We start from the raw sequence: 16,261 nt of genomic DNA on the forward strand, positions 1-16,261 counted from the left end.
ATAATGAACCTTACTCAACTAAAAAAATGGTTTACTATTTTAACTTTCGTATTAACCGCACTTTTGGTTACACGAACAGCTATTGCAGAAACAAGTCCTTATGTTTTAATGCAGCAAGCGTCAGATAAACTATTTTCTGATATACAAGCTAATCAAAGTAAAATTAAACAAGATCCAAATTATTTACGTACTATTGTTCGTAATGATTTATTGCCTTATGTAAACTTAGAATATGCAGGTTCTAAAGTATTAGGTTCATACTACAAATCAACCTCTACAGAACAACGAGAAAAATTTTTCAAGACTTTTGGTGAATTGATTGAGCAAAAGTACGCACAAACATTAACAAATTATTCTAATCAAAAAATTCAAATTGAATCAGAAAAAGAATTAGGCGATAACAATTTTGTAAATATTCGCGTAAAGATTATTCAAACTAATGGCGTTGCTCCGATCCTATTAGATTTTAAATGGCGTAAAGGCAATAAAAGTGGGGAATGGAAAGCCTACGATATGGCAGCAGCAGGCGTAAGTATGCTGGAAGATACGATAAAAAATTGGGTTGGTATTTTAAACAAACAAGGTATTGATACATTAATCACAAAGATGCAGCAATCTGCCTCACAACCTATAATTTTCAATCAATAAATGAATAACTATGCTAAATTGGGATTTGCAAAAAAATAATGATAAAATAACGCTCTTTTTGTTTGGGGAACTATCTCGCAGCACCTTGTTACCAATGTGGCAGCAACGTGGCGTTTTTTTGTCAGAAAGTACACTTGATAAAACTATTGTTGAATGGAATTTATCTGGTCTTCAGCATATTGATTCAGCTGGTTTTACAGCTCTTTGTGATTTTTTACGAGAGTGTCAAAAGATTAACAAAACAGTACGATTAGTTTATCCACCAAAACAATTATTAACCCTAGCAGATCTTGTTGGTTTATCTGATTGGATCGCAAATTTTACATAGCTTACTTAAACGGAAATCCAATGGAACTTCAAAAAATTGAACAAATTTTAAAAGACACGCTAAATATCGTAGAAGTCTATGCACAAGGTGAAAATGCACATTTTGGTGTAATTGTAGTGAGTGATGAAATTGCTGCACTATCTCGTGTAAAACAACAACAAACGATTTATGCCCCTTTAATGCCTTATTTTAGCACTGGTGAAATTCACGCTCTAACCATCAAAACTTATACCGTAGAAAAATGGAAACGCGATCGTGCATTAAACCAGTTTAATTAAGGATTTAAAAATGGATAAATTTCGTGTTTATGGGCAATCTCGTTTAAGTGGAAGTGTGAATATTTCAGGCGCAAAAAACGCCGCACTTCCAATTCTTTTTGCGGCTATTTTAGCTACAGAACCTGTTAAATTGACAAATGTTCCCGAACTTAAAGATATTGAAACAACTTTAAATATTTTGCGTCAATTAGGCGTGATTGCAAATCGTGATGAAACTGGTGCAGTTTTATTAGATGCCTCTAATATCAATCATTTCACTGCACCTTATGAATTGGTTAAAACTATGCGTGCTTCAATTTGGGCATTGGCACCTTTAGTCGCTCGTTTCCATCAAGGTCAAGTCTCATTACCTGGAGGTTGTTCTATCGGAGCTAGACCTGTTGATCTCCACATTAGCGGTTTAGAAAAATTAGGTGCGGACATCGTTCTTGAAGAAGGATATGTAAAAGCACAAGTATCAGATCGTCTTGTTGGAACTCGAATTGTAATAGAAAAAGTAAGTGTAGGCGCAACTTTATCTATTATGATGGCAGCAACCCTTGCGAAAGGTACGACTGTTATTGAAAACGCCGCTCGTGAACCTGAAATTGTAGATACTGCAGATTTCCTTAATAAAATGGGTGCAAAAATATCTGGTGCAGGTTCTGATCACATTACGATTGAAGGTGTTGAACGTTTAACTGGTTGTGAACATAGTGTTGTGCCAGATCGTATTGAAACGGGAACATTCTTAATTGCTGCAGCCATTTCGGGCGGTCGTGTTGTTTGTCAAAATACTAAAGCGGATACTTTAGATGCCGTAATTGATAAACTCCGTGAAGCTGGTGCGCAAGTTGATGTAACTGAAAATAGCATTACTTTAGATATGCTTGGTAATCGCCCTAAAGCAGTGAATATTCGTACTGCACCACATCCAGGGTTCCCAACTGATATGCAGGCTCAATTTACTTTATTAAATATGGTGGCAGAAGGTACAAGCATTATCACTGAAACGATTTTTGAAAATCGTTTTATGCATATTCCTGAATTAATTCGTATGGGTGGTAAAGCTGAAATTGAAGGGAATACAGCGGTATGTCATGGTGTTGAACAATTGTCTGGCACAGAGGTAATAGCGACAGATTTACGCGCTTCAATCAGTTTAGTGCTTGCAGGTTGTATCGCAACGGGTGAAACCATTGTAGATCGTATTTATCATATCGATCGTGGTTATGAACATATCGAAGATAAATTACGTGGTCTAGGTGCGAAAATTGAACGTTTTTCTGGAAGTGATGAAGCGTAATTAGGTACGCTGCTTTTCTATAATAAATTACAAGTTTATTTATAATCTTAAATTTCTATTAATGCCTTTCTTTAGAAAGGCATTTTTTTACTGAAATTTTATAAGAGTAGATTGATTGCATTGTTTAGAAACGTATTTTTCTACAAGAAAGTGCGGTAGATTATTTCTTATTTTGATAGTAATCACTTATATCAATTTTTTATAACTAAAATTTATAAACCATAAATAAATAATCTTTTTTTTTCATAAGTTTGTTTTTTATAATCACGCTTAGACAAACACAACACAAGGAAGAAAAAATGAAAAAATTACTTTTTACGACCGCACTTTTAACTGGAGCTATTGCTTTCTCAACTTTTTCTCACGCAGGCGAAATTGCCGATCGTGTTGAAAAAACTAAAACTTTATTAGTCGGAACAGAAGGGACTTATGCACCATTTACTTTCCATGATAAAAGTGGAAAATTAACAGGCTTTGATGTAGAGGTTATTCGTAAAGTTGCTGAAAAGCTCGGTTTGAAAGTGGAATTTAAAGAAACACAATGGGATGCAATGTATGCGGGGTTAAATGCAAAACGTTTTGATGTGATAGCAAACCAAACTAACCCAAGCCCAGAGCGTTTAAAAAAATACAGTTTCACCACGCCTTATAATTATTCTGGTGGGGTGATTGTAACAAAATCATCGGATAACAGTATTAAATCATTTGAAGATTTGAAAGGTCGTAAATCTGCACAATCTGCAACAAGTAACTGGGGTAAAGATGCAAAAGCTGCAGGCGCGCAGATTCTTGTAGTGGATGGTTTAGCACAGAGCTTAGAGCTTATTAAACAAGGCCGTGCAGAAGCAACAATTAATGATAAATTGGCTGTATTAGATTATTTTAAACAACACCCAAATTCTGGTTTAAAAATTGCTTATGATCGTGGGGATAAAACTCCGGCTGCCTTTGCTTTTTTACAAGGTGAAGATGCATTGATTACAAAATTTAATCAAGTACTTGAAGCACTTCGCCAAGATGGTACATTAAAACAGATTTCAATTGAATGGTTTGGTTATGATATTACTCAATAATTGGTTGGCGAGTCTTCCATTTATGAGTGCAGAACGAGCTGATTATGTAATCAGCTCGTTTTGGCCTATGTTGGAAGCAGCAATTTTATACACATTGCCATTGGCAGTCATTTCCTTCTTCTGTGGTTTGCTTATTGCAGTGATTGTTGCAGTTATTCGTACTTTGCCTAGTCCTAATTTACCCTTAAAATTGTTACAGGCTTTATGTCGAGTGTATATCTCTATAATTAGAGGTACACCGATGTTAGTACAAATTTTTATTATTTTTTATGGGTTACCTGAAGTCGGTATTACTTTAGAGCCTTTTCCGACAGCGATTATTGCATTTTCTATTAATATTGGTGCTTATGCAGCAGAGACAGTTCGTGCTTCAATTATTGCTATACCTAAAGGGCAGTGGGAGGCCTCTTATGCGATAGGTATGAATTATCGACAAGCATTTATTCGTACAATTATGCCACAGGCTTTACGTATTTCAGTACCATCGCTTTCTAATACTTTTATTAGTACAGTGAAAGACACTTCATTAGCTTCTCTTGTTTTAGTGACAGAATTATTCCGTGTCGCACAGAATATTACGGCAGCAAACTATGAATTTATTTTAATTTATAGTGAGGCAGCTTTGATTTATTGGATTTTCTGTTTTGTTTTATCTTTCTTACAAGATCGTCTTGAAATTCGCTTATCTCGCCATTTATAAGGAATGTCTATGTTAAAAGTAAGTAATATTCAGAAAAACTTTAATGGCAATCATGTGTTAAAAGGCATTGATTTTGAAATTAATAAAGGTGAAGTGGTCGCAATTTTAGGCCCTTCTGGTTCTGGAAAAACCACCTTTTTACGTTGTTTAAACTTGCTTGAACGACCAGAGCAAGGCATTTTGGAATTTACTGATGGCAGTCTAAAAATTGATTTTAGCCAGAAAATTAGTAAAGCAGATGAATTGAAGTTACGCCGACGTTCATCAATGGTCTTTCAGCAATACAATTTATTCCCTCATCGTTCTGCCCTTGAAAATGTTATGGAGGGAATGGTTGTTGTGCAAAAACAAGATAAAGCTCAAGCTCGTGAAAAAGCACTTAGTTTGCTAGAAAAAGTAGGGCTTAAAAATAAAGCGGATTTATTTCCATCCCAACTTTCTGGCGGTCAGCAACAGCGAGTGGGGATTGCTCGAGCCCTTGCGGTAAAACCTGATATTATTTTATTAGATGAACCTACATCGGCATTAGATCCTGAATTGGTGGGCGAAGTGTTACAAACACTAAAAATGCTCGCCCAAGAAGGCTGGACAATGATTATTGTTACTCACGAAATGCAGTTTGCGAAAGATGTCGCGGATCGTGTGATTTTAATGGCGGATGGATATATTGTAGAACAAAATACGGCAGATAAATTCTTCACTTGCCCACAACACGAGCGCACTAAACAGTTCTTGTTACAAGCAAAAATACCACTTGAGCTTGATTATTATATTTAAAGTGCGGTCAATTTTTAGAGCGTTTTTTGAAACAAACTCAATAATGGATAATGTAGGCTTTAATTAAAACGTGATGGATTTCACAACTTTAGAATTAAATGCTTCTACACCTTTACATTACCAATTCACTATGCAAGAATAAGAATGCTCACGTTAAAATTTAAGTCAATAGGAGTAAATAATGACTTTGGCAGCGCGTTTAAAACGAGAATTTGTTTCTGGTTGGAAACCTTTTGAGGTGGTTTGGCTTGCGCTTTTTATCATTGCGCAAATTTGGGCTTATGTACAAACACCTGATTCTTGGTTAGCAATGATTTCTGGTATCTCGGGTATTTTGTGTGTGGTATTGGTAAGTAAAGGCAAAATCAGTAATTATTTCTTTGGATTAATTTTTGCTTACACTTATTTTTATGTTGCTTGGGGATCGAATTTCTTAGGCGAAATGAATACCGTACTTTACGTATATTTGCCATCTCAATTTATTGGTTACTTTATGTGGAAAGCCAACATGCAAAATAGCGATGGTGGAGAAAGTGTAATTGCAAAAGCTTTAACTGTTAAAGGATGGATGACATTAATTGTTGTGACTACGGTTGGTACTTTGCTTTTTGTTCAAGCATTACAAGCTGCTGGTGGTAGTTCAACTGGTTTAGATGGTCTAACTACAATTATTACGGTTGCGGCACAGATTTTAATGATTTTGCGTTATCGTGAACAATGGTTGTTATGGATTGGATTAAATATTCTTTCTATTTTCTTATGGGCAGAGACACCTGCAATATACTTAATGTATTCAGCCTACTTACTTAACTCATTGTATGGTTATTATAACTGGACGAAATTAGTTAAGCGTACTAACTAAATATAAAAACAGTAAATAGCTTATAAAAAATCCCCGTTAAATGATAAATTTAACGGGGATTTTTTTACTTCAAAAACATCAAGTTATCATAACCAAATAAAAATATTTCATTTTTTTACCGCACTTATATGCAGAACCAAGAATTACTTCACAGATTTTTTGTGATTTTCATAGGCTGCTTTTACAAAGCCTGCAAACAACGGATGACCATCACGAGGCGTAGAAGTAAATTCTGGATGGAATTGGCAAGCGACAAACCAAGGATGATTTGGCACTTCGATAATTTCTACCAATTTTTTATCTGCAGATAATCCAGTTACTTTCAATCCTGCTTTTTCAATTTGTGGAAGCAAGGTATTGTTCACTTCATAGCGATGACGATGACGCTCTTCAATGGTTTCTTTGCCATAAAGCTCGCGAGCACGGCTACCTGATACCAAATGACATTGTTGTGCACCTAAACGCATTGTTCCGCCAAGATCTGATTCATCGGTACGCACTTCAGTATTACCCTCCGCATCTTGCCATTCTGTGATTAATGCCACCACAGGTTGTTCACAATCTTTATCAAATTCAGATGAATTGGCTTTAGTTAAACCCGCTACATTACGTGCATATTCAATCAACGCGATCTGCATACCTAAGCAAATACCCAAGTAAGGAATTTTGTTTTCTCGTGCATATTGTGCGGTACGAATTTTACCCTCTACACCACGATAACCAAATCCCCCTGGAACAAGAATGCCATCAACGCCTTTTAATACTTCAACACCTTTGGTTTCAACATCTTGGGAATCAATATATTTAATGTTTACACTTAAACGGTTCGTTAAACCTGCGTGTTTTAAGGCTTCATTTACTGATTTATAGGCATCGGGTAACTCAGTGTATTTACCTACCATACCGATGGTTACTTCTCCCACTGGATTGGCTTGCTTGTAAAGCACTTGCTCCCATTCAGTAAGATCTGCTTCTGGGCAAGTTAAACGGAAACGATCACAGACGAAATCATCTAAACCTTGAGATTTTAATAATGCGGGGATTTGATAAATTGAATTCACATCTTTTAATGAAATGACTGCACGTTCTGCAACATTACAAAATAAAGCAATTTTCGCACGTTCATTTGGCGGAATCATACGATCTGAACGGCAAATCAACACATCAGGTTGAATACCAATAGAAAGCAATTCTTTTACCGAATGTTGGGTTGGTTTAGTTTTTACTTCACCCGCCGTTGGAATATAAGGCACTAAAGTTAAATGCATAAATAACGTATGTTCACGACCAACTTGAACGGCTAATTGACGTAATGCTTCTAAGAATGGAAGTGATTCAATATCCCCAACAGTGCCACCCACTTCAACAATCACAACGTCGTGACCTTGAGCACCAGCAATAACGCGATCTTTAATTTCATTAGTGATATGTGGAATCACTTGAATTGTTGCACCAAGATAATCGCCACGACGCTCTTTACGTAATACTTCAGAATAAATTTTACCTGTAGTGAAGTTATTACGTTTGGTCATTTTCGTGCGGATGAAACGCTCATAATGACCTAAATCTAAATCTGTTTCTGCGCCATCTTGAGTAACGAAAACTTCCCCGTGTTGGGTTGGGCTCATCGTACCAGGATCCACATTAATATATGGATCTAACTTCATAATGGTTACGTTTAAACCACGTGCTTCTAAAATTGCCGCCAATGATGCTGCCGCAATGCCTTTACCTAACGATGAAACCACACCGCCAGTGACGAAAATATAATTTGTAGCCATAGGGAACCTAATCTGTATTGGGATATAAATGATTATAGCTAATCATCCTACAGACAAAATCAACCAAAAGTGCGGTCAAAAATCGAAGATAATTAGCTATCAAAGACGGGACGGTAGTTTACCTGATTTGTGCAATGAACTCAATGCTAGTTTTGTCTTAATCCTTTTTATCCTTGGAAAGGATCAACAATCACATTACAAATGTTGAATGATAAATTAAGTATTAAATGCCACTACATACTTACTCAAGCAGTTAAAAACATCAAGAGATGTGTTGGTTGAGACAAATATTAAAATATGCTCTTACACAATGAAATTAATCATCTTTAAAACAAAAATTATTGCAAAAATGTCAATTTGATCTAAGTCAATTAAATGAAATATAACAAATAAGCCCTATTTTTGTATTTATATCAAAAATGTGATCTATATAGCATTTTTTACTATTTTTTATCCTTATGTTTAGTAGTAGAATAGCCGCCAATTTGGATTATCTCTATAATAACTGGTGTTTTTTTAACCTTTAAAAATAATTATGTAGATAAGTCAATTTAAACTTAGCTGATTGGAGTTGAGTAATTAGGGATTATTTAAGGCATCGCCTTGTTAATCATTGTTGGAACTAATGTTGTTTATACAAAGGAGTTGAGAATGTTAGACGTTGTTGATCTTTCTCGCTTGCAGTTTGCTTTAACTGCGTTGTATCACTTCATTTTCGTGCCGCTAACATTGGGTTTATCCTTTATTCTTGTAATTATGGAAACTATTTATGTGGCGACAGGTAAAGAAGTTTATAAAGATATGACAAAATTTTGGGGAAAGTTATTTGGTATTAACTTTGCCCTTGGGGTGACCACCGGTATTATTATGGAATTCCAATTTGGTACTAACTGGTCTTATTATTCTCATTACGTAGGGGATATTTTTGGTGCGCCACTTGCTATTGAAGCGTTACTTGCCTTCTTCTTAGAATCCACTTTTGTGGGGTTATTTTTCTTCGGTTGGGATCGTTTATCAAAAGGAAAACACTTATTAGCAACTTATTGTGTGGCTTTCGGTTCTAATTTATCTGCTATGTGGATTTTGGTTGCAAATGGCTGGATGCAAGCACCAACAGGTTCAGAATTCAATTTTGAAACTGTACGTATGGAAATGACTAACTTCTTAGATCTTTGGTTAAACCCTGTTGCACAAAGTAAATTCTTACATACTCTTTCTGCAGGTTATGTGACAGGCGCATTTTTTGTTTTAGCCATTAGCTCATACTTTTTACTAAAAGGTCGTGATTTTGAATTTGCAAAACGTTCTTTCTCCGTAGCTGCTACTTTTGGATTTATCGCCTCTATTTCAGTGCTAATTCTTGGTGATGAATCTGGTTATGATATTGGTAAAGCACAACCAGTAAAATTAGCCGCAATGGAAGCTGAATTTGAAACTCACGCAGCACCTGCTCCATTCCTTCCAGTAGCAATTCCAAATACGGCTGAAATGAAAAATGATTTTGCGATTGAAATTCCTTATCTTGGCGGTGTAATAGCAACTCGTTCAATTGATAAAGAAATTATAGGTCTAAAAGATCTTCAAGCATTAAATGAAACTCGTGTACGTAGTGGTATCCGTGCTTATGAATTATTTACTCAACTACGCGCTGAGAAAAAAGCAAATGGTCAAGTAAATGAAGAAACCAAAGCACAATTTAATGAAGTTAAAAAAGATCTTGGTTTCGGTTTATTATTAAAACGCTATACAAACAATGTTGTTGATGCAACAGAAGAACAAATTAAACAAGCCGCTCGTGATACTATTCCAAATGTAGGCCCTAATTTTTGGGCATTTCGTGCAATGATTGCAGCTGGTGGTTTAATTGCTTTACTTACATTCGGCGCATTTGTTCAAAATTTACGTAATAAAGTCACTCAAATTCCATTATTGTTAAAAGTTCTTTTATGGGGATTGCCATTACCTTGGATTGCCATTGAGTGCGGTTGGTTCTTAGCAGAATATGGTCGTCAGCCTTGGGCTATTTACGAGATCTTACCTGTTGGCGTATCCGCTTCTAATTTAAGTACAGGCGATTTATGGTTCTCTATTGGTTTAATTTGTGCGCTTTATCTTGCGTTCATTATTGTTGAGATGTATTTGATGTTTAAATATGCGCGTTTGGGTCCAAGTGCGTTAAAAACCGGCAAATACTACTTTGAACAATCAGCTAAATAAGTAGGAGATAAATTATGATTGATTATGAATTTCTACGTTTTATTTGGTGGGTGTTAGTTATTGTATTATTGATTGGCTTCTCTGTAACTGATGGATTTGATATGGGCGTGACCGCACTTTTACCTGTAACAGGTAAAAAAGAAGTGGAACGCCGTATTATGATCAACACTATTGCTCCCCATTGGGATGGTAACCAAGTTTGGTTATTAACTGCAGGTGGTGCAATATTTGCAGCTTGGCCAATTGTATATGCAGTATCTTTCTCAGGTTTTTACATTGCATTAGTATTAGTCTTGGCAGCGTTATTCTTACGTCCATTGGGTTTTGAATATCGTGCAAAAATTGATAATCCAACTTGGCGTTCTGTTTGGGACTGGGGATTATTCGCAGGTGGTTTTGTACCAGCATTAGTATTTGGCGTGGCTTTTGGTAATTTATTACAAGGCGTTCCATTCCATTTTAACGAATTAACTCAAGTGACTTATACAGGTTCATTTTTTGAGCTATTAAATCCATTCGCATTATTATGTGGTGTTATTAGCTTATCAATGCTTGTCACTCACGGCGCAAACTGGTTACAAATGAAAACCACTGAAGTCTTACGTGATCGTGCTCGTTCAGTAAGTCAAATTGGTTCTATTGTGACTTTAATTGCATTCGTATTAGCTGGCGTATGGTTATATTCTAAAGATGGTTATGTAGTTACTAGCACTATCGATCATTTCGCTCCATCGTCTCCAATGAATAAAGAAGTTGCTGTAGAAACTGGCGCGTGGTTTAGAAATTTCAATGAAATGCCAATTCTTTGGATTTTCCCTGCGTTAGCTGTAGTTGCTGCATTATTAAATGCTGCATTTTCTAAAGCTAATCGTTGTGGTTTTGCATTTTTCTTCTCTGCATTAACAATGGCTGGTGTGATTATTACTGCAGCAGTATCAATGTTCCCATTTGTGATGCCTTCAAGTTCACATCCTGAACAAAGTTTATTAATGTGGGATTCGACTTCAAGTGAATTAACATTAACATTAATGCTGATTTTTGCAGTTGTTTTTGTGGTCATTGCTTTAGCTTATACTATTTGGTCTTACTCAAAAATGTTTGGTCGTTTAGATGCTAATTTCATTGATAAAAATAAACACTCATTATACTAAGGAGAAATAGAATGTTATATGCGATTTGGGTAGTGGGTGTATTGTTTGCAATTTGGGCTAGTGCGAAATGCACCATCAATAAAGAAAAAAAAGGTAAATTTGAAGAATAAATTATTTAAGAATTTTACCAACTAAATAAAAGGGTTCATTAATGAACCCTTTTTAACTTTTCTCATTTATCTTTTTCTCAACAACAATGGAAAATAATTTTACGAATTTCTATGCTAGAATATTTACCAAAATTTCCATTTTTTTAACCGCACTTTATGACATTACAACTCAATACCATTGCTCTATTACTAGTGATACTTCTTATTCTTGGCGTATTAAGCAACAACAGTACAATTACCATTTCTGCTGCCGTATTACTTATCATGCAGCAAACTTTTTTATCTTCTCATATTCCTTTGCTCGAAAAATATGGCGTTAAAATTGGTATCATTATTTTAACCATTGGGGTTTTAAGCCCCTTAGTTTCAGGGAAAATTCAGTTGCCTGATTTATCAGGTTTTGTTAGTTGGAAAATGGCTCTTTCTATTGCAGTTGGAATGCTTGTGGCATGGCTTGCAGGCAAAGGTGTGCCTTTAATGGGCGAACAACCGATTTTAGTCACTGGCTTGCTTATCGGCACAATTATTGGTGTAGCATTTTTAGGTGGAATTCCCGTTGGCCCACTTATTGCTGCAGGTATATTAGCTTTATTTTTAGGGAAAATTTAAATGAAAAACAAATACCTTACTCTTGTTGCTTTAAGCGGATTCTTCTGTGTCGCACTAGGCGCATTTGCAGCGCATGGTTTAAAGAACATTTTAGATGTTAAAGCATTATCATGGATTGATACGGGGTTAGAATATCAAATGTTCCATACCATTGCAGTACTTGCCGTTGCATTATCTGCTTTACGTGACAACAAATTCGCCCGATTATCTATGTCTTCTTGGTTAATTGGAATCTTATTATTTAGTGGAAGTTTATACGCACTTGCTTTCGAAGCAAGCAATGTAATTGTATGGATTACGCCTATTGGCGGCACTTTATTTTTAATCGGATGGATTAGCTTAGCTTACGGAAGTTTCAAAAGTAAATCGCTATGAAAAACAGCTCGGTAAAACACACATTAACTCCCTTACAACAATCTCTTTTTTCTCAATTAAATGACATTATGCTGGTGGATCAACGTCGCTTATCCGCCCGCATTCATGGTATTGGAAAAATTAAAAGCCAAGAGGCTCAACAAGCTGTTGCCGCTGAAATCCAACAGCAAATTGAACAAGCTAGATTACGTGTAGAACAACGAAAAAGTGCGGTACAAAATCCGATTGTTTTTCCAGAGAGTTTGCCCGTTAGCCAACTCAAAGTCGAAATTCAAAAACTGCTTTCTGAACATCAGGTCATCGTGGTGGCAGGGGAAACTGGTTCAGGTAAAACCACCCAATTGCCGAAAATGTGTTTGGAATTAGGTTTCGGCAATTTAGGCATGATTGGTCATACCCAGCCACGCCGTATTGCTGCTCGTTCGGTGGCGGTGCGTATTGCGGAAGAACTAGAAACGGAGCTAGGCGATTTAGTCGGTTATAAGGTTCGTTTTAACGATCAGATCAGTGATGATACACAAATCAAATTGATGACTGACGGGATTCTGTTAGCGGAAATTCAAAACGATCGTTTTCTCAATCAATATTCTTGTTTGATTATCGATGAAGCCCACGAACGTAGCCTAAATAACGATTTTATTCTCGGTTATCTGAAACAGTTGTTGCCACGTCGTCGTGATTTAAAACTTATTATCACTTCTGCAACCATTGATGTGGAACGCTTTTCTAAACACTTTAACAATGCGCCGATTATTGAAGTCTCAGGCAGAACCTATCCTGTTGAAGTGCGTTATCGTCCCGTAGTGGAAGAAAACGATCAAGATCAGCTACAAGGTATTCTGAATGCGGTGGATGAATTGCAAGCAGAAGGTCGAGGCGATATCTTGATCTTTATGAATGGAGAGCGTGAAATTCGTGATACTGCCGAAGCCTTGCAAAAGCAAAATCTAAAACACACGGAAATTCTACCGCTCTTTGCTCGATTGTCTGCACAAGAACAAAATAAAATTTTCCATCCAAGCGGTTTAAATCGCATTGTATTGGCGACCAACGTCGCAGAAACCTCATTGACCGTGCCAGGCATTAAATATGTGATTGACCCAGGTACAGCACGCATTTCCCGTTATAGCTATCGCACCAAAGTACAACGTTTACCGATTGAACCTATTTCACAGGCATCCGCTAATCAGCGTAAAGGTCGTTGTGGTCGCGTAAGTGAAGGGATTTGTATTCGTTTATATTCGGAAGAGGATTTTAATTCTCGTCCAGAGTTTACCGATCCTGAAATTCTACGCACCAATTTAGCCTCCGTTATTTTGCAAATGACGGCATTGGGTTTGGATGATATTGAAGCGTTCCCATTTGTTGATGCGCCAGATAAACGCCATATTCAAGATGGGATAAAACTGTTGGAAGAATTGGGCGCGTTTGAAACTGTTCAAACTAAATCGGGTGAAAAACGCCTATTAACTAGAGTTGGTCGCCAACTCGCTCAACTTCCAGTCGATCCGCGCCTTGCCAAAATGATCCTAAGTGCGGTCAATTTTGGCTGCGTTTATGAAATGATGATCATCGTCTCTGCGTTATCCATTCAAGATCCGCGCGAGCGTCCACAAGAAAAACAGCAAGCTTCTGATGAAAAACATCGTCGTTTTGCCGATAAAAAATCAGATTTCTTGGCTTTCCTCAATCTTTGGTATTATCTACAAGAACAACAAAAAGAATTGAGTAAAAACCAATTCCGTCGTCAGTGCCAAAAGGATTTCTTAAATTATTTACGCATTCGTGAATGGCAGGATATTTATCATCAAATTCGTTTAACCGTGCGTGAAATGGGCTTACCGATTAATTCTGAAAAAGCAGAATATCAGCAAATTCATACCGCACTTTTAAGCGGTTTGCTTTCTCATATCGGTTTAAAAGAAGCGGAGAAACAACAATATCTTGGCGCACGTAATGCCCATTTTGCGATTTTCCCCAATTCTGTGCTTTTCAAAAAACAACCGAAATGGGTGATGGCGGCAGAGTTAGTGGAAACCTCCAAACTTTGGGGGCGTATGGTGGCAGAAATCGAGCCAGAATGGATTGAGCCACTTGCCGAGCATCTCATTAAAAAATCCTATTCAGAACCGCGTTGGTCGAAATCCCGTGGCGCCGTGATTGCAGATGAAAAAGTCACACTTTACGGTGTGCCGATTGTGGCTGAGAGACCAGTGAATTACGGTGCTATTGATCCAACGGTAAGCCGTGAGATTTTTATTCAATCTGCCTTGGTGGAAGGGGGTTGGAATACCAAGCATAAATTCTTCAAAGAAAATCAAAGGCTCGTTCAAGAAGTAGAAGAATTGGAACACAAAAGCCGCCGCCGCGATATTTTGGTGGATGATCGCACATTGTTTGAATTTTACGATCAGCGTATTGGCACGGAAGTGGTTTCCCAGAAGCATTTTGATACGTGGTGGAAAAAGGAACAGCAAAAAGATCCAGAATTGCTTAATTTTGAACGTTCATTTTTGATCAATGATAATGCGGAACAAGTGAGCAAGCTGGATTTCCCGAATTTCTGGCATCAAGGTAATTTAAAACTCAAATTGACTTATCAATTTGAACCAGGTACCGATGCGGACGGCGTGACAGTACATATTCCATTGCCATTGCTCAACCAAGTGGAAATGACAGGCTTTGACTGGCAAATTCCAGGCTTGCGTGAAGAGTTGGTGATTGCGCTGATTAAATCGCTGCCGAAATCTTATCGCCGTAACTTCGTACCTGCACCTAATTATGCTCAAGCTTTTTTAAGTCGAGCCATGCCGTTGGAAAAGCCATTATTAGATACGCTGATTTATGAATTGCGTCGTATGACGGGCGTTACTGTAGAAGCGGAACATTGGAATTGGGAGCAAATTCCAAGCCATTTGAAAATGACTTTCCGTGTGGTGGATGAAAACGGTAAGAAAATTGCGGAATCCATGAATTTGGACGAGCTGAAATTCAACTTAAAAGATCGTGTGCAGGAAAGTATTTCTGCTGTGGCAGATGATGGCATTGAGCAAAGTGGGCTGCATATTTGGAGTTTTGCAGATTTACCACAATGTTACGAACAAAAACAACGTAGTTTCAGCGTCAAAGCGTTCCCCGCCATTGTAGATGAAAAAGATGCCGTAGGTATCAAACTGTTTGAAACAGAGTTTGAGCAATCGGTGGCGATGCAACAAGGTTTACGTCGTTTGTTATTGCTCAATGTGCCGTCACCGATTAAATATTTGCATGAAAAATTGCCGAATAAGGCTAAATTGGGTCTGTATTTTACTCCGTTCGGTCGCGTATTGGATTTGATCGATGACTGTATTGCTTGTGCGGTGGATAAGCTAATTGCCGATTTTGGCGGTTTTGTGTGGGATGAAGCAGGTTTTGAAAAATTGCGTGATTTCGTTCGAGAAAACCTTAACGAAGTGACCGTGGATATTGCGCAGAAAGTGGAGCAGATTCTTACTCTCACTTACCAACTTAACCAACGCCTTAAAGGCAAAATGGATTTCACGATGGCATTTGCATTATCCGACATCAAATCGCAACTTGCAGGTTTGGTGTATCAAGGTTTTGTGCAAAAGAGCGGTTATGATCGCCTACCAGATTTACAACGTTATCTGCAAGCCGTTGATAAACGCATTGATAAACTGGCTCAAGATGTGAACCGCGATCGTGCCGCGATGCTACGCGTGGAACAAGTGCAACAGGCTTACCAACAATTACTGGCTAAACTGCCAAAATCTAAACCGATTTCTGATGAAATTGCGGAAATTCGCTATATGATTGAGGAATTACGAGTGAGTTTATTTGCCCAGCAGTTGGGGACAAAATATCAAATATCGGATAAAAGAATAGCAAATATTATTAGTCAATACTAATGATAATAATACTCAAAATTAAGGCGGTTTTATACCGCCTTAATTTATCTAAAACAACAACATACCTCTTTTTGAGTATTTTAAAAGATAAGCTTGATCAAGCTCAAACTTTAGCATTCTGCGAGTAGAAAAACTTTTTTCTTTTGGTATCTTACGCTT

General features: G+C 37.1%; 14 protein-coding genes. 13 read left to right on the forward strand and 1 reads right to left on the reverse strand.

The genetic code is table 11. The annotated features are described in order from the left end of the window. Nucleotides 1-3: 3 nt before the first annotated feature. The 8 genes from mlaC to pnuC all read left to right on the forward strand — a co-directional run bounded on the left by mlaC (nucleotide 4) and on the right by pnuC (nucleotide 5,951). The gene (mlaC, locus tag K6J66_RS09175; RefSeq protein ID WP_038440050.1) at nucleotides 4-648 is read left to right on the forward strand and encodes a phospholipid-binding protein MlaC; all 645 of its coding nucleotides are present in this window, start codon (nucleotides 4-6) and stop codon (nucleotides 646-648) included. A 10-nt stretch (nucleotides 649-658) separates the two neighbouring features. Next, nucleotides 659-976 (forward strand): STAS domain-containing protein, encoded by a 318-nt coding sequence (locus tag K6J66_RS09180; RefSeq protein ID WP_005651726.1) that lies wholly within the window; start codon nucleotides 659-661, stop codon nucleotides 974-976. Nucleotides 977-996: 20 nt separating this feature from the next. Next, nucleotides 997-1,254, forward strand: a complete 258-nt coding sequence (locus K6J66_RS09185; protein WP_005647705.1) for a BolA family protein — start codon at nucleotides 997-999, stop codon at nucleotides 1,252-1,254. 10 nt (nucleotides 1,255-1,264) lie between these two features. Next, entirely contained in the window at nucleotides 1,265-2,539 is a 1,275-nt protein-coding gene (gene murA, locus K6J66_RS09190) for a UDP-N-acetylglucosamine 1-carboxyvinyltransferase (protein WP_005647706.1), read from the forward strand. Nucleotides 2,540-2,838: 299 nt separating this feature from the next. Beyond that, nucleotides 2,839-3,612 (forward strand): amino acid ABC transporter substrate-binding protein, encoded by a 774-nt coding sequence (locus tag K6J66_RS09195; RefSeq protein WP_005669886.1) that lies wholly within the window; start codon nucleotides 2,839-2,841, stop codon nucleotides 3,610-3,612. Continuing rightward, nucleotides 3,596-4,312, forward strand: a complete 717-nt coding sequence (locus tag K6J66_RS09200) for an amino acid ABC transporter permease (protein ID WP_005633396.1) — start codon at nucleotides 3,596-3,598, stop codon at nucleotides 4,310-4,312. The genes K6J66_RS09195 and K6J66_RS09200 overlap by 17 nt, the downstream gene beginning before the upstream one ends. Nucleotides 4,313-4,321: 9 nt before the next feature. Beyond that, nucleotides 4,322-5,089 carry an amino acid ABC transporter ATP-binding protein gene (locus K6J66_RS09205; protein ID WP_005647711.1) on the forward strand — a complete coding sequence of 256 codons (768 nt, stop codon included), beginning with the start codon at nucleotides 4,322-4,324 and terminating at the stop codon, nucleotides 5,087-5,089. A gap of 181 nt (nucleotides 5,090-5,270) precedes the next feature. Continuing rightward, entirely contained in the window at nucleotides 5,271-5,951 is a 681-nt protein-coding gene (gene pnuC, locus K6J66_RS09210; protein WP_015702049.1) for a nicotinamide riboside transporter PnuC, read from the forward strand. A gap of 143 nt (nucleotides 5,952-6,094) precedes the next feature. On the opposite strand, the gene pyrG is transcribed toward pnuC, so the two are convergent. Further along, on the reverse strand, nucleotides 6,095-7,732 hold the full coding sequence (gene pyrG, locus K6J66_RS09215; RefSeq protein WP_005662817.1) for a glutamine hydrolyzing CTP synthase: 1,638 nt from the start codon (nucleotides 7,730-7,732) through the stop codon (nucleotides 6,095-6,097). A 651-nt stretch (nucleotides 7,733-8,383) separates the two neighbouring features. On the opposite strand from pyrG, the gene K6J66_RS09220 reads away from it, so the two are divergent. The 5 genes from K6J66_RS09220 to hrpA all read left to right on the forward strand — a co-directional run bounded on the left by K6J66_RS09220 (nucleotide 8,384) and on the right by hrpA (nucleotide 16,102). Then, the gene (locus K6J66_RS09220) at nucleotides 8,384-9,949 is read left to right on the forward strand and encodes a cytochrome ubiquinol oxidase subunit I (protein WP_005665906.1); all 1,566 of its coding nucleotides are present in this window, start codon (nucleotides 8,384-8,386) and stop codon (nucleotides 9,947-9,949) included. A 14-nt stretch (nucleotides 9,950-9,963) separates the two neighbouring features. Then, nucleotides 9,964-11,100 (forward strand): cytochrome d ubiquinol oxidase subunit II, encoded by a 1,137-nt coding sequence (gene cydB / locus K6J66_RS09225; protein WP_005656051.1) that lies wholly within the window; start codon nucleotides 9,964-9,966, stop codon nucleotides 11,098-11,100. Between the two features lie 266 nt (nucleotides 11,101-11,366). Beyond that, nucleotides 11,367-11,819 (forward strand): DUF441 domain-containing protein, encoded by a 453-nt coding sequence (locus tag K6J66_RS09230; RefSeq protein WP_005659371.1) that lies wholly within the window; start codon nucleotides 11,367-11,369, stop codon nucleotides 11,817-11,819. Beyond that, nucleotides 11,820-12,194, forward strand: coding sequence for a DUF423 domain-containing protein (locus K6J66_RS09235; RefSeq protein ID WP_038440051.1), 375 nt, complete (start codon nucleotides 11,820-11,822; stop codon nucleotides 12,192-12,194). After that, nucleotides 12,191-16,102 (forward strand): ATP-dependent RNA helicase HrpA, encoded by a 3,912-nt coding sequence (gene hrpA, locus K6J66_RS09240; RefSeq protein ID WP_110442721.1) that lies wholly within the window; start codon nucleotides 12,191-12,193, stop codon nucleotides 16,100-16,102. The genes K6J66_RS09235 and hrpA overlap by 4 nt, the downstream gene beginning before the upstream one ends. The last annotated feature ends 159 nt before the right edge of the window (nucleotides 16,103-16,261 follow it).

The sequence above is a fragment of the Haemophilus influenzae genome, assembly GCF_019703545.1.
GTDB lineage: Bacteria > Pseudomonadota > Gammaproteobacteria > Enterobacterales > Pasteurellaceae > Haemophilus > Haemophilus influenzae_E.